Raw genomic sequence first — 18,081 nt, forward strand, 5'->3', positions numbered from 1 at the left:
GATCGCCCACCGCTGCGCGCAGCTGGACAGTGTCTCGATAGGAGCGTGGGTCATTGCGGTCCTGGCATTCGGGTGGGCAGGTGGACCCTAACTTGGTCAAGCGATCTCTCTCAAGCGCACTTTGACGGTAGCTCAGGTGGATTGGCTCGGAAGCATTCTTTCTCACAAGGAACTTTCGGCCAACTCTCCCCGCGTTGCTCTTGGACCCAAAAAGCTCTTGGCCGACGGAACATCGCAGGTTCCATGAAGTTGGAGCAGCACGGAGGAACGTGCCATGAACAGTGTCATCTATCTTATCGGCCTCGTCGTTGTCGTGCTCGCGGTCCTCTCCTTCCTCGGTTTTCACTAGGTGACCCATGCAACGTAATGACGGCCAGGGCCGTAACCCCGCTGATTTCGACAAGGCGACAAGTGACGTTTCCGACAGACTTGCCCGGGAAAAAGAGCGCGCAAGCGAGTTGCTTCACGATGCCCGCGACGAACTGACCCGCAAGGCTGGCGACTACGCGACAGAAGCAACGCAGGTTGTTTCGGACAAGGCGCAGGAGACGCAGCGCGACATTGCATCGAGCTTGGCGGCGTTGGGCGGCGCGCTACGCGCGGCCAGCGATCACCTGGCCAACAATGATGAAAGGGCTGCATCGAAATTTGCCTTGGACGCCGCCGGCGGCCTGGAGCGGCTTTCCTCCTCATTGAAACAAAAACCGTTCGGCCAGGTGCTTGAGGATGTGCAGTCCTTCGGCCGGCAAAACCCCGGTGCCCTGCTCGCTGGCTCCGTATTGGCTGGATTGGCGCTTGGACGGTTCATCAAAGCTTCCCCACCGACGAGCCCCGAAGCACCTCGGAGTGCCCCGCGAGAAGCCAACTCGCAGACCGTTCGAGCTGCTGATTGGTCGGCTGACAGGTCCCGAGCCTCCCGAGGCTATGGCAATGCCGATGACGCCCTGACTACGCAGGATGCGGAGCAAGACAGATGAACACTCAGGACAATCCCAGCCTCGCGACCCTAGTGACCGACTTGGCCCAGAACGTCACCACGCTGGTGCAAACCGAAGCCAGGCTTCTGCGGGCGGAGCTTTCAGAAAAGCTTACCAAAACGGGCGCTGGCGCCGCTGAGGTGCTGGGCGGAGCAATATGCCTGCTCGCAGCTCTGATCGTACTGCTGCAAGCACTGGTCATCGCATTGACTCGGGCAGGGTTGGGCGCCGGGTGGTCCTCCCTGTTGGTCGGCGCGGTGGTAGCAATTCTTGGCGTCATCCTGCTGCGCACCGGGATGGCAAGCATGGCGCCTTCCGAACTGACTCCTGACCGGACGCAGGAACAGCTCAGGCGCGACGCGAATGTGATCAAGGAACAAGTGAGATGACCGACAAATCCGCAGCCGAACTTGAACGCGAGGCGGAGGCCGCGCGCGCCAGGGTAGTGGAAACCGCCGAATCCATTCGAGGCAAGATGACACCGGGGCAATTGCTGGACGAATTCACCGGCATCTTCTCCGGGGGAGAAAGTTCGGCCATGCTCGACAACCTGAGAACACAGGTCAGGGACAATCCCTTGCCCGTGACTATGGTGGGCGCAGGTCTGGCTTGGCTGATGCTGGGCAGCGGTCCGTCGAACGGCAGGCGCGACCCCCCGGCCGCGTATGCGGCGCCTACTCCCCCCAGCGGGCGTGACGAGGCGGAGGGCGGCGGCCTGGGCAGCACGCTCTCCGAAACCGCTGAAGCGCTCTCGTCGGCCGCAAGCAGCGTTGGCGCCACAATATCAGGAGCAGCAAGCGGGGCCGCCGAAGGACTGGCGAGCAACGCTGCCAGTGCAGGATCGACGGCTGGCGGGATGGCTGCGAAAGCCAGCCGCTCGGCACAGGAGCTATTGAATGATCAGCCCTTGGCTGTTGCGGCGGTCGGTCTCGCCATCGGCGCCGCGATAGGCGCCATGCTGCCCCATACCGCGATGGAGGATGAGCAACTGGGCGGATATCGCGAGAAGCTTCGCCAGACCTCGGAGAGCATACTCGAGCAAGGCGTCGATCAGGCCAAGCAGGTTGCCGCAGACGCCTATGAGACGATCAAGCAGGAAGCTGGACGGCAGGACACACAAGCAGGCACGGTGGCCGACCAGATTGGTGAAATCGTCAAGTCTGCGGCTGACACGACAGAGCAGTCCGTACGCGAAAGGGTCTCTCGTCCTCCAGAGCAAAAATCCTAGGTGTGTAGTCCCCAACTGTGATGGTGTAAAAACAGAGCTGGAGCCATCGGCGGTATTCTGGTCGGCGAACGTTAGGACAGCTTTTTCAACATTGGCCGATAGCTGCCCAACTAACCTTCGCCTGGGGTCGAGCCGGTTGCACAGCCTGCTCCAAGGGAGCAGCAAATTCGGCGCATAGCGGAGCACGCTGTGCAGCGGATCGGCAACGGTGGACCGAAGCGAAGCGGCAAGTCTCAACCTCCTTGTAAATCCTCGGGCCTGCCATTCAGTCCGCCCATTTCCGGATGTTTCACCCTTCAGAATAACCCGGACGTAGTTAGCACCGAGTAGTTGGCAATACTTGACCGAAACAGCGGCGGCAGTCTGGCGGCGCCAACCACCACTTCATCGCGGGCAGACGGGCTCACGGCAAGGTCCGTACGTGCTCGATGGCCTGGCGTAGACGTCGCATTCCCGCCTCGCTCTCGGCCTTGTTGCAGGCGGCATAGCCAAGCACCAGGCCATTGCCGGAGGATGACCAGTAATATTTCGACAGCGGCGATGCGTTGACACCGAGTTTGTCGGCACAATGCACGACCGCCCGGTCGTCACAACGTTCGTGAAGCGAGGCAACGACCTGGATACCGGCTTCCGCCGCCGAAAGAGTGATGTGATCGGCCAGTTCGGTCTCGCACAATTCGTAGAAAAACTTGCGTCGCTCGGCGTAAATGCGGCGCATGCGCTTGAGGTGGCGGCTCATGTGACCTTCATCGATGAAATCGGCTAGCGCCGCCTGAAGCACCAGGGGTGCGAATTGCCCGGTGGTGCTCAGCGCATGCGGAATGCCCTTGCACAAGGCGGCGGGCAAGACCATGAACCCCAGCCTGAGCGCCGGAAACAGCAACTTGGCAAAGGTGCCGACATAGATGACCCGGTCAGCGTAATCCATGCTCTGTATGGCGGGGACCGGCCTTCCCTGAAATCTGTACTCGCCGTCGAAATCATCTTCGATGATCCAGGAATTGTTGCGCTCGGCGATTTCGAATAGCCGCAGCCGCTGGTCCATGCGCATCGTGATCCCCAGAGGATGCTGGCAGGCGGGCGTCACGTAGATCAGGCGCGGTGAAACCTCGGGCTGGTTCATCTGCCAGCCGTCGCGGTCAACGACAAGCGGCACAATATTGGCGCCGGCGACCGTGAAAGTCGCCTTGGCCGCGTAATAGCCCGGTTCCTCCAGCCAGACCGTGTCGCCCGGATCGAGCAGCAGACGCGCCAGCAGATCGAACGCCGCCTGCGCTCCCGTCGTCACGACGATCTGTTCGGGAGAACACCGCACCCCCCTGGCCGAGATCAGATAGCCGGCAATCGCTTCCTTGAGCGCCGGCAGGCCGGTCACATGATAGGTACCGAACAACATGTCGGCGCCAAACGTTGCCCGGCGTGCGAGCAGCCTGCCCCAGACGCCAAACGGGAAGTTTTGCGGGTCCGGCATGCCCGGATGAAAGGCAAAGCGTCCCGGCGATCCGTGATGGAAGGGTTGCTGCATCAGGCTCTCGCCGCGCCTGGAAAGCGGGCGCTGGATTGCCGTGGCCATGGGTTTGCTGCCTAGATCGGTCGAGTTCACGGGCAGGTCGATGACCACCGGGCGCGCGCCCTGCCGGCTTGCGAGATAGCCTTCCGTCGCCAACTGGTCATACGCACCGACGATAGTGTTACGGGCCAGGCCCAGATCCTCAGCCAGAGCGCGCGTCGATGGCAATTCCGATCCCGGCGCCAGACGACGCCCACGGATCATGGCGGCAATCTGCCGATAGAGCTGGCGATGGATCGGTTCATCGATTGTCCGATCGATAATCAGCGCGTCCATCGGAAAGGCTTGGCGCCTTCGCCTTGATATCTGCATCGGAAAGGCCTCGCGGCAAGAGAGCTGATCGAGCTTAAGCGAGCGCCGCGCCAATTGAAACTGGCACCTTCACTTCCCGTCAAACTGGCTCTCGCGATGGAGACAGATCGGCGCTTAGATGAAAAGAAAGAGGAAGCGACGGGCCGGACAGACCACACGCGGAACGCCTTCACCGACCTGATTGGGTTCAGATGAGGCGCCGCCAGCAACGGCATGGCCTGTCCGATGAGGAGCGATGATGGCTGTCCGCATAGGCATAAATCCGATCACATGGAGCAACGACGACGTGCCCGAGCTGGGCGGGGATACACCACTCGAGGTCTGCCTTTCCGAAACGGCCGAAGCCGGCTATGCGGGAACGGAGCTCGGCGGCAAGTTCCCGCGTGCCAGCAAGGCGCTGGCTGCAGTTCTCGCGGCCTATGATCTTAAGCTGGTCTCCGGCTGGTACGATGGCCGGATCTGCGAAAAGGAGGTCGAAGAGGAGTTCGACGCCATCCTGCCGCATCTGACGCTGCTGCGCGACCTCGGCGCCAAGCACGTCGTCTACGCCGATACCTCGCGCGGCCGCCATGGCGCCATTCACGATCCGATCTCGCAGCGTCCCAAGCTTGCCGACGGCGAGTGGAAGTCCTACGGCAACAAGATCACGCGACTGGCCGAACGGTTCGCGGATTTCGGCATCGGCATGGCCTTTCACCACCACATGGGAACCATCATCGAGACCGATCACGAGATCGGCAGGCTGATGGCCAGTTCAGGGCAAGCCGTTGGCCTCCTCTATGACACCGGCCATTGCCTGTTTTCCGGCGGAGATCCCGAGACGTTGCTGCGGCGGCATGTGGGCCGCGTCGTCCACGTGCACTGCAAGGATGTGCGCCCGGATGTGCTGAAGCGCGCTCGCGCCCTGGATATGAGCTTCATGGGCGCGGTGATGGAAGGCATCTTCACCGTGCCGGGAGATGGGTCCATTGACTATTTGACGCTTTTGCGGCTGCTCGCCGACAATGGCTATGCCGGCTGGCTGGTGGTCGAGGCCGAACAGGATCCTGGCAAGGCTCATCCGCTTACCTATGCGACGATGGGCTATCGCAACCTGCGCGACCTGGCCCTCGAGGCCGGTTTCGAGGTCAAGGAACGGGAGAACTGATACCCTTCGGGGCGCTAGGGAGCGGCAATGAGTTCTGTCCTGTACCAAGGTGTGGTCAAGAACTACGGCGCGCTGAACGTCTTGCGCTCGCTTGACCTTGCCGTCCCCGACCACATGTTCCTGGCCCTGCTCGGTCCTTCGGGTTGCGGTAAGACGACGGCGTTGCGCATCCTTGCCGGTCTCGACATGCCGAGCGCCGGCAAACTTTTCATCGGCGAGCGCGAGGTCACCCGGCTGCAGCCGCGCGACCGCGACATCGCCATGGTGTTCCAGAGCTATGCGCTCTATCCTCAGATGACGGTTGGCGAGAACATCGGCTATCCCTTGTGGATCCGCAGCATGCCGGACGGCGAGCGTCGCGCCAAGATCGGCGAGGTCGCAGCGGTTCTCGAGATCGGCCACCTGCTCGATCGCCGGCCGCGCCAGCTCTCGGGCGGCCAGAGGCAACGGGTGGCGCTTGCGCGTGCCATCGTCCGCGATCCGGCGGCCTTCCTCATGGACGAGCCGCTGTCGAACCTGGACGCAAGGTTGCGCCTGACCATGCGCGGCGAGATCAAGCGGCTTTGTCAGCGGCTCGGCGCAACCACCCTCTATGTCACCCACGACCAGGTCGAGGCTTTGACCATGGCGGACTTCGTCGCGGTGATGCACGCCGGTGAGCTGCAGCAGATGGCGCCGCCGGGAGATATCTACGATCGCCCAGCCAACCGTTTCGTGGCCACCTTCGTCGGCAATCCGCCGATGAACATCCTTCCGGTCGCGCTTGCCGAACAAGGCATCGCGATCGGTGGAACGCTGGTTCCGATCCCCGCTGCCCGACTGGCGGCATGCCGTGTGGCGCAAGTGGTCGAGATCGGGCTGCGGCCGGAAGACATGAGCGTTTCGGCACCGGGCGCGCCCAACGCGCTGCCTGGTGAAATTTATGTTGTCGAACCCATGGGCAACGAGACGTTGGTCAATGTTCGCATCGGCGGCGGCAATGTCTCGGTCCGCGCTGGCCGCGACTTCAGGGGCGCGGTGGGCGCCAATATCGCGGCCACTTTTGATGTGTCGAACGCATGCTTCTTCAATTCGGCCGGCCTCACGGCCGTCCACAGGGTCAACAGTGATGGAGAGTGAAATGACGCAGTCCAGCAGAAGCAGACTTACTCGCCGCTCCGTACTCAAGGGAGGACTTGGCTTGGCGCTTGCCAGCACCGCCCTTACCGTACTCGGCCTGCCTGTCCCGGCCAGGGCGGCCGGCAAGAAGGTGATCATCGGCGCTTTCGCCGATGGCGGCCTGACGCCGTTCAAACAGAAGATCATCCCGCTGGCCAAGGATGCCGGCTTCGACATCGAATTCCTCGAGGATGAATATGGCGTGACGCTGGAGAAGTGGTTCGCCGACGCCAAGAACAGCGCCGGCCAGTACGACCTCTATCTTCTCGACGATCCATGGGTGCCGCAGTTCGGCGCCGCCAATGTGCTCGAGGATCTTGGAGCGGCCGGCATCGACGGCGGCGACAAGGACTGGATTGGCTCGATGATCGACATGGGCTACTGGCCGCCGCAGAAGGGCGCACGCGTGAAAGGCTTCGAAACCGCCACGCCGACGCTGATCTGCGTGCCGTTCGTCGGCGATCTGCAGACCCTGACTTACCGCAACGACGTCTACACGAGCGGTGCGCCGAAAACCTGGGACGAGGTCATCGCCAAGGGCAAGGAAGGCGTGGCGGCGGGCAAGATCAAATATCCGGTCGTGTTCCGCGGCGTTTCCGGCAATCCGATCGTGACCAGCTGGTACCCGGTCTTCCTGTCATTTGGTGGCTCCTTCTTCGACGACAAGTGGAACCCGGTCTTCAACTCCGCCGAAGGCAAGGCCTCGGCAGAATTCTTCGTCGGCACCATGAAGCAAAACGCGCCGAGCGGCGTCGTCGAGTTCGACTCGGACCAGGAAGGTGCGGCGATCCTCGGCGGCGAAGCAGGCGCGATCATCCAGTATTCCGGCAATGCGCTGAAGGCCGACGATCCGACACAGACCAAGGTGGCTGGCAAGCTCGATTTCGGCGTCGTGCCGAAGCACACTGCGGCGATCGCCCAGATGGGCATCTTCATCGCCGGCATTCCGAAATCGGCGCCCAACAAGGCCAATTCGGTCGAATTCCTGAAGTGGTATGTCAGCGCCGACATCCAGGCCAAGCTGTCGGAAGCAGGTTCCATTCCGGTCAAGCGCAGCGCCTTCGGCATTGCCAAGCCCGGCAACCGGCTGATCCCGGTCGCTCTGCAGCAGCTCGACGCCGGCGCCCTGCCGAGGCCGCGCACGCCAGACTGGGCCAAGGTCGAGGAACTGCTCGGCATCGAACTCAACAAGGCGCTGCAGGCTGGCTCGGGTGGCGGGGCCGCATTGGACAATGCCGCCAAGCAGGTCAAGGACTACCTGTCTTCGGTCGGCTACTATTGATGGGAAACGGCGGGACGCAGAGCCGCAAATATCGTCTGCAGGGGGCGGGGCTCGACCTCGCCCTCCCTTATCTCATGCTGGCGCCAGGCCTGCTGATCGTGCTTGGCGTGCTCGTCTATCCCTTGTGGGACGGTCTGCGCGCCAGCACCAAGGTCTATCGCTACGGCTCGGTCGTCGCCGATGTCGGCACGCATAACTACATCCAGCTGTGGAGCGACCCGCAGTTTTTGAACTCGCTCTGGGTGACGGTCGAATTCGTCGCCCTGTCGGTCACCTTCGAGGCGATCCTGGGCTTTGCCCTGGCGCTATTTTGCCTGCGGGAATTTCGCGGCATCCGCTTGCTCAGAACCATTCTGATCATCCCGATGGTGATCACGCCGGTCGTCGTCGCCATCGTCTTCCGGCTGATCTACGCCAGCGACGCCGGTATGCTGACGGCAATCTCCGAGTGGACGGGCGGCGGCCAGGTGCAGATCCTCGGCAGCCCCGTCAAGGCCTTCATCGGCCTCGTCGTTCTCGATGTCTGGGAATGGACGCCGCTGATGTTCCTGATCCTGCTGGCCGGCCTGCAGTCGCTACCGCACGAACCCTTCGAGGCCGCCCGGGTCGACGGCGCCGGCAACTGGCGCGTGTTTGCCGACCTGACCTTTCCGATGATGCGGCCCGTGCTGGCGATCGCCATCGTGCTTCGAACGATCGACGCCTTCGGCACGTTCGACCAGGTATTCGTGCTCACCCGGGGCGGACCGGGCGAGGCGACGCGGTTGGTCTCGATCTACGGCTATGACACCGCCTTCAAATTCCAGCAGACGGGCTATGCGGCGGCACTGTTCGTCACCATCGGTCTCGTCGTGCTTGCCCTGGCCTTCAGCGCCGTGCGGCTTTTGCGCAGGGTCGACGCATCATGAACAGTCGTCTGGCCCGCATCGGAGTAATGAGCGCGGTGCTGACTATCGTGCTCTTGCCCATCTACTGGCTCGTCTCGACCTCGCTGAAGTCCAATCGCGAGATCACCCAGGAAGGCACGCTCTATCCGCATGTTCCGACTCTGGACAATTACATTAGGCTGTTCACGGAGAAGCAGTTTGGCGCCTATCTGACCAACTCGCTGGTGGTGACATTCTTCTCCGTGGCGATCGCCCTGGTCGCCGGCGCCATGGGGGCCTATGCGATCGCCCGCTTTCGCCTGCCTTTCGCCATGGAGCGCAAGGTCGGATTGTTCCTGCTGACGCTGCGCATCGTGCCGCCGGTCGTCATCCTGATCCCGGTCTATCTGCTGATGCTCAAGCTCGGCCTGCTCGACAGCTGGTTGGGTTTGATCGCCACCTACACCGCCTTCAACATCACCTTCTGCGTCTGGATGATGGAGAGCTTCTTTCGCGAAATCCCCGTGGATCTCGAGGAAGCCGCCATGGTCGATGGCGATTCCCGTTTCGGTGCGTTCCGGCGCATCACCCTGCCGCTGGCAGCACCCGGCCTCGCGGCGACCGCCATCTTTGCCGTGCTTGTCACTTTCAACGAATTCCTGTTCGCGCTGGCGCTGACGGCCACGCCCCGGGCGATGACGATGCCGCGCGGCACCGCCACGCTGATCGGCCGCATCGACACCGACTGGGCCTCAATGTCGGCGGCCGGCGTCATCGGCGCGCTGCCGATCGTCTTCTTCGCGCTTCTGGTGCAGCGCCATCTGGTTCGCGGGCTGACCATGGGAGCCGTGAAATGACGACCCGGCTGGGCAGCCACTCACCTCAATCAAGTCGCCGTCCCGGCCACGTTCAAGGCCGCGCGACACCACGCGGCCTTTCAGGGAAATCAAACCCATGATCGATGTCTGTCTATTCGGAGCGGGCCTTATCGGCCAGGTGCATGCAGCCAACCTGGCGCGCCATCCCCGGGTGCGCCTGCGCTACATCGTCGATCCGAACACCGAGGCCGCTGCGAAGGTCTCTGCCCTGACAGGAGCTGAAATCGCCGACACCCAGACCGTGATGAATGACCCATCGGTTCGCATGGTGTTCATTGCTTCGGCAACGAGAACGCATGCGGACCTGGCCATGGCCGCGGCCGCCAGAGGCAAGGCGATCTTCTGTGAAAAGCCAATCGATCTTGATCTCAAGCGCACGGATCAATGTCTGGCGGCTGTCGAGAAGGCAGGTGTGCCCTTTCAGATCGGATTCAACCGTCGGTTCGACCCGAGTTTTCGGGCGCTGAAGGCCCGCCTTGCGCAAGGCGAGATCGGCGCCATTGAACAGGTCATCATCACCAGCCGGGATCCGGAACCGGAAACCGAGGAAGCGCTGGCAGGGGGAGGGGGCGTCTTCCGGGAAATGACCATCCACGACTTCGACATGGCACGAAACCTGTTGGGCGAGGAGCCGGTGGAGCTCTTCGCGACCGGGTCGTCACTTGTCGCGCCGCAATATGCCAAGCTGGGGGACTACGATACCGCGATGTTCGTGCTGCGCACGGCGTCCGGCCGGCAATGTCACATCAACAACAGCGTCAGGGCCGCCTACGGCTATGACCAGCGCATCGAGGTGCATGGCGCGGATGGGATGCTGCGGGCCGGCAACAGGGAGCCGACATCGGTCGAAATATCAGGCGCAAAGGCGATATCGCGCGACAAACCATATTACTTTTTCGTTGAGCGCTATGCCGAGTCCTATGCCGCCGAGATCGATCATTTCATTATCTGCGTCGAAACAGGGCGACGGCCCGACGTCTCGGCAAGCGACGGCCGGAAAGCGATGATCCTGTGCGAGGCCGCGCTTGCCTCCGCTAGGTCGGGCAGGTTCGAGACCGTCAGGTTTTAGTGCAATCGAACGAGGAGCTTCCAGATGAAGATCGGGATGATTACGGACAGTCTCGGCGACCTCTCATTCGACGAGATGTTGCGCGCTTCGGCCGAGCTTGGACTGCAGACATTGGAGTTCGCCTGCGGCAACTGGTCGTCCGCGCCCCATATCGACCTGCAGGCCATGCTGGCGAGCGCTGCCACGCGCAAGGACTTCGTTGCCAAGGTCCAGGATCACGGGCTGACGATTGCGGCGCTCAATTGCTCGGGCAATCCACTGCACCCGGGGCCGCAGGGCAAGGTCCACCATAGCGTGACACAGGACACCATCCGGCTGGCCGGCCTGATGGAGATTGATCGTGTAGTCATGATGTCGGGCCTGCCGGGCGGGCCGGGTGACGCCAACCCGAACTGGATCATCACCGATTGGCCGCCGGAATGCCTCAAGATCCAGCGCTATCAGTGGGAAGAGCGGATAATTCCCTACTGGCGCGACCTCGTCGCGTTTTCAAACAACCTCGGCATCCACAAACTATGCCTGGAACTGCATGGCCATCAGTCCGTGTACAATGTCCAGACATTGTTCAAGCTGCGTGACGCTGTCGGAGAAACGGTCGGCGCCAACTATGACCCTAGTCATCCGCTGTGGATGGGGGCGGACCCGATTGCCGCCATCCGCACGCTCGGCTCGGCCATCTACTATGTCCACGCCAAGGATACCCGAATCGAGCCAATCACCGCGGCCATCGACGGCACGCTCGATCCGCGCCCACCAAACCTCTATGCCGAACGGGCCTGGAATTACATCACACTCGGATACGGTCACGGTGAGACCTGGTGGCGGCAGTTCTGTACCGCGCTCAAGCAGGTTGGCTACGACGATGTCTTGTCAATCGAGCACGAGGACATGATGCTGACCCCGATGGAAGGTATGCGAAAATCGGTTGCGCTCCTGCGCAATGTCGCAATCAACCTTTCATAAAGCGGGAACTTGCCTATGTTCGGGCACGGAAGCGGCCTCCTACTGACTAGTTCTCGGCGTGGCTGAAGACGACAGTACCGCTGTCCTTGCGAACTTCAACGCATATGACGCCGTCGTCAACCCTTCGGTCTGGAACATGGCGATTGCGTGATCTTTGGCCGTCTTTTCAGCGTCAAAGGTCACCTTGTCAAAAACGCCCTGCCGTCCGTACCAGATCACTGTGAACGCCATTTCCGGCTCCTCGGAATGAAGCGCCTGCCACAGAGGTCAACACGGTGTGTAGCAATGGCCTAGTCGCCGTCGCAGCTTGGAGGCTTGGCGCCGTCCAACCAACATTGTCAACCAGCGCGTTACTCGCGCTGGCGCTCATTTGGAAGTGGACCCGACATCATGCGTAGGGCGGCGCGATCGTCCTTTGGGCCGCGCTGGCCAGATTGATACGGCCCTGACGCAGCCCTGGAGCAAGATCCTGCAGAAGGGTCGCGGGACACAATCGAGCGCGAACTCGACCGGACAGAGGTCAGGGATGGCTCCGATTGGGCAGAGCGCTCCCGAAGATGTCTGCAAAGACAGGTAGCGGAAGCGGCGGAGTTGCCCAAGCGAGGCTCGCCCTGACGGGTTTCCAGAACCTGGCCTAGGCAGGAAACACGTCGCGCGATCCTGATGGACCTCGCACGCGGCCATCCGGCTCGCGTCGCCTGGCGCCGCGACCTGTTCAGGCGGCCCCGGCTGCTGAAGTACGACCCGCGCGGGCCGCTTGCCGGGCGGCGGCGAGGCCGCCCGGGAAGCCGGTGCGATCGCTGTAATCGCGCGGTTTGACGTGGCCGCGAGAATGACGTGTGGTTACGCCTTGCGCGCCGACGAGGTCGAGCAATGCCACGCCGCCGACTATGGCAAGTGCAAGGCCCACATTGCCGCGCTTCGGATTTTCATGCCGAAACGCGGGCAATAGCGTTGCGATGTCCAGTACATCACCCGCTACCCGGCTCCACATCCCCGCCGGCTTGTCCACCGAAAGCGAGAGTATGCCGCTGCTGATTTCCCGAGTCCCATAAGCCCGAATCAGGCTTTCCTTCCCACTCATACCGAGCGCGCCGGCAACCCTGTCTGCCGCTACGAGTTCGAAGACGCCCAGCGCTATACTGAGCCAGCCTAGCTTGCGCGCGAGGCTGTCGGCCGCGCCGATCACGCTCGGGCCGATCTTCAGCACTTTGGGATCGCCAGGCAATCTGCTGATGTTGGTGAGTTTTGCAACCAAGTTCATGACGTTTTTCCTACGGTTTCAGTACCACCTTGATGCAACTGTCCTGCTTGTTGCGGAACACCCGGTACATGTCGGGCCCCTGGTCGAGCCCCACGGTGTGGGTAATGACGAAAGACGGGTCGATTTGACCCTCCTCGATGCGGCGCAGCAGATCGTCCGTCCAGCGGTTCACATGCGTCTGTCCCATGCGGAAGGTGAGCCCCTTGTTCATTGCCTGCCCCATCGGAATTTTGTCCAGCAGACCGCTATAGACACCCGGGATCGAGATCACGCCGGCCGGCCGGCAGACGTAGATCATTTCGCGCAGAACGTGCGGCCGGTCGTTTTCACTCAGCACCATCTGCTTTGCGCGGTCGTAAACGGTGTCCGGCTGGGCGAGCGAAACGTGGCTTTCCATGCCAATGCAGTCGATGCACTTCTCCGGACCCTTGCCGCTGGTGAGCTCGTTCAGCCGTTCGACGACACTCTCCTCAGCGAAGTTGACGGGTATGGCGCCGCCTGCCGCGGCCATCGAAAGCCGTTCCGGCAGGTAATCTATGGCTACGACCTGCCCCGCACCGAGCAGTAGCGCGCTGCGGATCGCCATCTGCCCGACAGGGCCGCAGCCCCACACGGCAACCGTATCGGTGGGCTCTATGTCGCACTGGGCAGCTGCCTGCCATCCCGTGGGGAGGATATCCCCGAGGAAAAGCGCCTGCTCGTCGGTCAGAGTGTCGGGCACCTTGATGTGCGTCGTGTCGGCAAACGGCACCCGCACATACTCGGCCTGTCCGCCGGGATAGCCGCCGGTCAGATGGGTGTAGCCGAACAATCCCGCCGTCGCGTGCCCGAACACCTTCTCGGCAAGGTTCTTCTTGCGATTCGTGCGTTCGCAAACGGAGAAATTCTGCCGCTTGCACTGGTCGCACTGACCGCAAATGATGGTGAAGGGTACGACGATGCGGTCCCCCTTTTTGAGAGCGCCGTTGACCCCCGAGCCTATCTCGACGACTTCTCCCATCATCTCGTGACCCATGATGTCGCCGGGCAGCATGGCCGGCACAAAGTTGTGGTACAGATGGAGATCGGAGCCGCAGATCGCACAACTCGTCACCTTGACGATCGCGTCGCGTTCATCCTCAATCTCGGGATCGGAAACCTCGTCGCAGCGTATGTCTTCCTTGCCGTGCCAGACCAACGCTCGCATAGGTCGCTCCTCTATTCGCCAGGTCCTTATGGCGGCCTCACGCCTCTCCGAAGCGAGCCGCTGCAGTTCGGTTGGTCGACTGTGCCCGCTGCCGTCCAACCTCGACGGTCGTTCTATGTTCCGGGACAAGGACGAATCTTTCGCTTGTGCCGGCCGGAGACCGGCGCCTGCGCCAAATCATCGCCTAGTGTTCCCGTTGGGCCGCTTGCAGTCAGCTGGCAGGCTCATGGCGGCTTTAGACTGCGGTGGCGAAGCCTGGGATAATAATCTGGATTTCCACCGGGGAGCCCAGCTTCGGCCCGACCATGATCAATTCAATTGTCCAGAAGCAGCTTCAGGGTGTGATCCTGCGGGAGTGGAGGGTTTAAAGTTCAACAAAAGCGTTCCCGGCACACCTGACCTCCCGACGCCAAGGATGCCTAAAGTCGCGCGTTACTGTAACGGTCCCGTTTTCGAATAGGGAGGCTCGGGGGCTGGCCTGAAACAAAAGTTGTGCCGATTGAAGTATGGCCGTTACTCTATTTCATTAAGCCGGCAGCGCGAAGAGCGTCTTCGATAATCTGACCAGGGCCGGCGTCCGGGCCGCTCGGCGGCTGGAACGGCGGGTGCGCGACCGCCAAAGGGGAGTGTCGCGCCGATCTCGTCGATGGATGGGCGTCTGGCGACTGGCCCTCAGTGCCGGCTAGTCCCCAAAACCGGGAGATAAGCGAAGTGGATGATATGCCGGTGTCGATCATAAAAGGTCCGCCGTCACTCAAGCCGTCTGCCGAGTCCACAGGTGTCCCGTGCGCCATACCTGGGATGAGGTAGGATTCGATGACTTCCTGATTCGTAGCATCCCTCCAAACGTCGCGGCGATAGCCCTGCCGCTCCGCGGTGTCGGCTTGAGCTTCGCTTTGTCCATGAAGTGCAAGCCATTGCCGGACGAGTTGGTCGGAATTGACGGGACTGACCGTCGTGTCGGCGCTTCCATGCCAGACGGAGAGCTTCGGCCACGGTCCGGAGTGACCGGACGCCTGCTTGACTGCCGACGCCAACTGCTTCGCGGTTGGGCCGCCATGACCTCGCATACGGTCGAATGCCTGCGGCAAGGTAGTGGCGCTGCCATAGGGTAGACCAGCTATGATGGCCCCGCCCGCAAAGACTTCCGGATAAGTGGCCAGCATCGCGGCGGCCATTGCCCCGCCAGCGGAAAGTCCGGTGACGAAGATCCCAGTCCGGTCCACATCGTTTGCGATGACTACGGCCTCTATCATTTGCCGGATCGAAAGTGCCTCACCCGAGCCTCTTCGGGTGTCGTCTGGGGCGAACCAGTTGAAACAAAGATTGGCATTGTTGCTACGCTGCTGTTCTGGATAGAGCACGGCAAAGCCCTTGCGATCTGCCATCCTCGACCAGCCCGCGCCGCGGTCATAGGACACAGCCAACTGCGTGCAGCCATGGAGAGCAACGACCAGAGGTGCATCCGCTGCCAGGTCCTTGGGGCGGTATGTCCAGCCCCGCAACCGTCCTGGGTTGGACCCGAACGCCTGAAGTTCGGAAAATCGATCCCTTCCGACGTCACCGGCCACGAACGAGTTGCTTTGCTTTCGCCGAGCAGCCAAGCGTGCGACGGTATCGGTGAGACTTCTCATGTCGGCATCCTTTTGCGTGAAATCCAAAGCAGATCAAACACCGGAACGCCGCCTTTCCAAGTTGGTTGCTGCGCTGCAGCATAAATACCTGCCTCTGCGAACAGGTTTTCTCCTGCGCATCCATTCTGGCGAACACACCTCGCCTTGGGGCCGGAGCGGGCGCGGTAATGACGGCACATTCAGGTCATGTGCAACCATCCTCGGCTCGCCGCATGCGAAGAGAGCGGTCCGGGGGGCTGGTGACCTTGTCCTCTGAGGCGCTGCGAACGGATCGCGGCTACTACTCTGCCAACGAGAAGATGCATCACTATCCGGCGAGGCAGCGCGACTATCGGATTTCCTCGCGCTTCGACCAGTCGCTGCCGATCCTGGTGTCGGCCCGGGCGCCATCCCAATCGAGGATCAGCTGGGTGCGGAACCCGTCATACTTGATCGCGTGGATCCAGTCGTCGCCCGATCAAGAGCACGGCGGAACAAACGACAATCGGCCCTCGCCGGCATGCTGAGAGCCGCTTCCGTTCCGTTAGCGCGCGCTGAAATACTTCGGGAACCTTCCGCACGGTCCGCTGTTCGTCGGCAAGGAGGTCCATGAAGTGCGAAACCTGACGGCAGAGCAGTCGCGAGCAGCAAGAGCGCTATTGAACTGGTCGCGAGTGCGGCTTGGCGCCAAGTGCAATCTTAGCGAAGCGACGATCAGCGAATTTGAGAACGGGGTAAGGAAACCGCATCCCCGCACTGTCGCCGCCTTGCTCCTGGCTTTCGAAGGAGCCGGAATTGTCTTTCCCGCCGAAGGGGGCCCATTACTAGCGCGCTCTGAAGGGCAGACTAGTCGCCGGACCGGCAATAGAACGTGGCGCCGCCGGCAGACAAATCGCGCGGCGGAATGAAGAAAACTCCACATATCGATGAGGGAAAAGTGAGGGTGAACCTTGGCATTTTTAAAGGAAGGGACCGCCACGGAAGCGCTCATGCCGTCCGACAAACGTAAGCGAAGGTTCGCTTTTCGCCCTTGGTCTCCGTGACACGCACCCAGCTTTCCTCCTGGCGCCTGACAGGCTGGCCGATGTGTGCCCCTGCCGCTTTGAAGGGAAGCTGTGCGATGACCATGCTCGAAGACACAGCCGATCCGGCGGCCATGATCTCACCCGATACTGCGGCACCTCGCGCCCCCTTGCCACCAACCGCCAGTCAATTAGCTGTAGCTAAAAGAGTTCCGGAACTGCATACTGCATGCGCGACGCAACAAAGCTACCACTTTGCAACCTCATCGGAATGCAGCGACGATGACGAAGTATCAGGTCGAAGAGATCTACAGCAATACAGTCGTGTCGTCTGGCACTGTCGTGGAGAGCGATCCTATGAAAGCCGCCGAGGCCGCCGCCGGACAACAAAGAGTGTCGCCAAGAGCACTGCAGGATCATTGGTTCCGGGTGGTCGATGAAGAGAAAGCCACCGCGTATGAGTACAGCTTGGTCGGACCTGACGAACGTCCAGACCTCTTGGAATGGAGTGAGCACTCCGACTTCGGTCCTCCGATTCATGGCAAGGTGCACGGACTTGAGCTCACCAACGAGGGCGATCACTTCTACAACTGTCCCGCATGCGGTCAGCCCGTCGATCAGCGCGATTTGGGCCAAGTCTTCTGGCATGAAGTGCCCGGCCATGAGCCGCTGGAGCGAAGCCCGAGGCGAAGGTGATCCAGTTTCCTAAACGGAAATGAGACGCCGCCGGCCGGGCCAGCCGCGAGCGCCAATCACCGGACGCTTCGCGTACCCGCATCTTGCCCCAACGCAATTGGCCCGCGCCCTGGCAGAAAGGCGCGGGCCGGCCAAACCTACCCGCTTGGCCAGCAGCAAAGGGACTCGGCTGCGTTCGCCCGAACTTGTCGCGCGTCCGGCTGTTCCCGTCCGGAAAGATAAAAGCTTTCCGCAGCAGCCACGCGCATCATGCACCGCACTGGCGGGCCGAATTCTCCTTTAAGTATTCTACTTCTTTCCATGCACCCATGTAAGTCGAATGCTTGCTGCGACCGATACTGCGAGTGGTACGGTGGTGTCGAATTGGAGGCCTTGTAAATGTCGACCCAGAACACGAACCGCTACGAAAAGAACTCGACCAGGGCCTTGTATCGGAATCTCAAGCGCGCCGGGACTTTTCTTAAGAGGGCGGGGCGTTTCGCTGCGGTCTCGCCGCTGGCTGTAACTCTCCTGCTCGGCACAAGCTTGAATTCCAAGGCGATTGCCAAATCAGGCGGATCACGTCCTGGCAACGGATGAGGGGACAAGGACCACACCCACTCTGGCCCTCCCGGTTGACTCCACATTCAAGCCCAGCGGCGGGTCTCACGGGGATCGAGGTCAGGCGATCCCAAGTAGGCCCCCTGCTGCCAACCCCTAGTCAATCATCAGCTTTAGCTAAAACAGTTCCGGAACTCTTACCATGGCGGGATGTTGCTTGCCCCATGGCAAAGCCTTCACACCTTGGGCCGCCCTCAAGTGCAAGCCGCACGAGCCCTCCGACGAGGGCGACCATTTCTATAGTGCAAGA

Annotated in this window: 17 protein-coding genes and 1 pseudogene; 13 read left to right on the forward strand and 5 right to left on the reverse strand. The window is 61.6% G+C overall.

The annotated features are described in order from the left end of the window. The first annotated feature begins 356 nt into the window (after positions 1-356). From FJ492_RS10780 to FJ492_RS10790, 3 genes are read left to right on the forward strand one after another with little or no spacing between them, the layout of a single operon-like run. A complete protein-coding gene (locus FJ492_RS10780) occupies positions 357-977 on the forward strand; it encodes a hypothetical protein (protein ID WP_140769885.1) in 621 nt (206 codons plus the stop codon). Further along, positions 974-1,366, forward strand: coding sequence for a phage holin family protein (locus FJ492_RS10785; RefSeq protein WP_140508152.1), 393 nt, complete (start codon positions 974-976; stop codon positions 1,364-1,366). The genes FJ492_RS10780 and FJ492_RS10785 overlap by 4 nt, the downstream gene beginning before the upstream one ends. Further along, positions 1,363-2,205 carry a DUF3618 domain-containing protein gene (locus FJ492_RS10790; protein WP_140714526.1) on the forward strand — a complete coding sequence of 281 codons (843 nt, stop codon included), beginning with the start codon at positions 1,363-1,365 and terminating at the stop codon, positions 2,203-2,205. Before FJ492_RS10785 ends, FJ492_RS10790 begins: the two co-directional genes overlap by 4 nt. Positions 2,206-2,608: 403 nt before the next feature. On the opposite strand, the gene FJ492_RS10795 is transcribed toward FJ492_RS10790, so the two are convergent. Then, positions 2,609-4,051: a PLP-dependent aminotransferase family protein gene (locus FJ492_RS10795; protein WP_246675988.1), complete on the reverse strand. Its 1,443-nt coding sequence runs from the start codon at positions 4,049-4,051 to the stop codon at positions 2,609-2,611. A 274-nt stretch (positions 4,052-4,325) separates the two neighbouring features. Between FJ492_RS10795 and iolE the strand changes: the two genes are divergently transcribed. From iolE to FJ492_RS10830, 7 genes are all read left to right on the forward strand, one after another. Next, entirely contained in the window at positions 4,326-5,234 is a 909-nt protein-coding gene (gene iolE / locus FJ492_RS10800) for a myo-inosose-2 dehydratase (protein WP_140747023.1), read from the forward strand. Positions 5,235-5,261: 27 nt separating this feature from the next. Continuing rightward, positions 5,262-6,353, forward strand: coding sequence for an ABC transporter ATP-binding protein (locus FJ492_RS10805; RefSeq protein ID WP_140769887.1), 1,092 nt, complete (start codon positions 5,262-5,264; stop codon positions 6,351-6,353). Between the two features lies 1 nt (position 6,354). Then, a complete protein-coding gene (locus tag FJ492_RS10810) occupies positions 6,355-7,674 on the forward strand; it encodes an extracellular solute-binding protein (RefSeq protein WP_181166634.1) in 1,320 nt (439 codons plus the stop codon). Beyond that, the gene (locus FJ492_RS10815; RefSeq protein ID WP_140747018.1) at positions 7,674-8,582 is read left to right on the forward strand and encodes a sugar ABC transporter permease; all 909 of its coding nucleotides are present in this window, start codon (positions 7,674-7,676) and stop codon (positions 8,580-8,582) included. Before FJ492_RS10810 ends, FJ492_RS10815 begins: the two co-directional genes overlap by 1 nt. Then, positions 8,579-9,397 carry a carbohydrate ABC transporter permease gene (locus FJ492_RS10820; protein ID WP_140508165.1) on the forward strand — a complete coding sequence of 273 codons (819 nt, stop codon included), beginning with the start codon at positions 8,579-8,581 and terminating at the stop codon, positions 9,395-9,397. Before FJ492_RS10815 ends, FJ492_RS10820 begins: the two co-directional genes overlap by 4 nt. Positions 9,398-9,494: 97 nt before the next feature. Beyond that, complete coding sequence (iolG, locus tag FJ492_RS10825; RefSeq protein ID WP_140747015.1) at positions 9,495-10,487, forward strand: inositol 2-dehydrogenase; 993 nt, start codon at positions 9,495-9,497, stop codon at positions 10,485-10,487. Between the two features lie 24 nt (positions 10,488-10,511). After that, positions 10,512-11,450 (forward strand): sugar phosphate isomerase/epimerase, encoded by a 939-nt coding sequence (locus FJ492_RS10830; RefSeq protein WP_140508169.1) that lies wholly within the window; start codon positions 10,512-10,514, stop codon positions 11,448-11,450. 39 nt (positions 11,451-11,489) lie between these two features. On the opposite strand, the gene FJ492_RS10835 is transcribed toward FJ492_RS10830, so the two are convergent. From FJ492_RS10835 to FJ492_RS10850, 4 genes are all read right to left on the reverse strand, one after another. Next, a complete protein-coding gene (locus FJ492_RS10835) occupies positions 11,490-11,681 on the reverse strand; it encodes a hypothetical protein (RefSeq protein WP_140508170.1) in 192 nt (63 codons plus the stop codon). A gap of 484 nt (positions 11,682-12,165) precedes the next feature. Then, the gene (locus tag FJ492_RS10840) at positions 12,166-12,714 is read right to left on the reverse strand and encodes a hypothetical protein (protein WP_140747012.1); all 549 of its coding nucleotides are present in this window, start codon (positions 12,712-12,714) and stop codon (positions 12,166-12,168) included. 10 nt (positions 12,715-12,724) lie between these two features. Further along, positions 12,725-13,900, reverse strand: coding sequence for a zinc-dependent alcohol dehydrogenase (locus FJ492_RS10845; protein ID WP_140714600.1), 1,176 nt, complete (start codon positions 13,898-13,900; stop codon positions 12,725-12,727). Between the two features lie 518 nt (positions 13,901-14,418). Then, the gene (locus tag FJ492_RS10850) at positions 14,419-15,534 is read right to left on the reverse strand and encodes a PHB depolymerase family esterase (protein ID WP_140769889.1); all 1,116 of its coding nucleotides are present in this window, start codon (positions 15,532-15,534) and stop codon (positions 14,419-14,421) included. Positions 15,535-16,127: 593 nt separating this feature from the next. Between FJ492_RS10850 and FJ492_RS10860 the strand changes: the two genes are divergently transcribed. The 3 genes and pseudogenes from FJ492_RS10860 to FJ492_RS29560 form a co-directional block, all read left to right on the forward strand. After that, positions 16,128-16,421: a helix-turn-helix transcriptional regulator gene (locus FJ492_RS10860; RefSeq protein WP_281405578.1), complete on the forward strand. Its 294-nt coding sequence runs from the start codon at positions 16,128-16,130 to the stop codon at positions 16,419-16,421. A gap of 396 nt (positions 16,422-16,817) precedes the next feature. Beyond that, complete coding sequence (locus FJ492_RS29145) at positions 16,818-17,231, forward strand: hypothetical protein (protein WP_246675989.1); 414 nt, start codon at positions 16,818-16,820, stop codon at positions 17,229-17,231. Positions 17,232-17,593: 362 nt separating this feature from the next. Beyond that, positions 17,594-17,789: pseudogene (locus FJ492_RS29560) on the forward strand (hypothetical protein); the annotation flags it as partial. Between the last annotated feature and the right edge of the window lie 292 nt (positions 17,790-18,081).

The sequence above is a fragment of the Mesorhizobium sp. B2-5-4 genome (assembly GCF_006441095.1).
GTDB lineage: Bacteria > Pseudomonadota > Alphaproteobacteria > Rhizobiales > Rhizobiaceae > Mesorhizobium > Mesorhizobium salmacidum.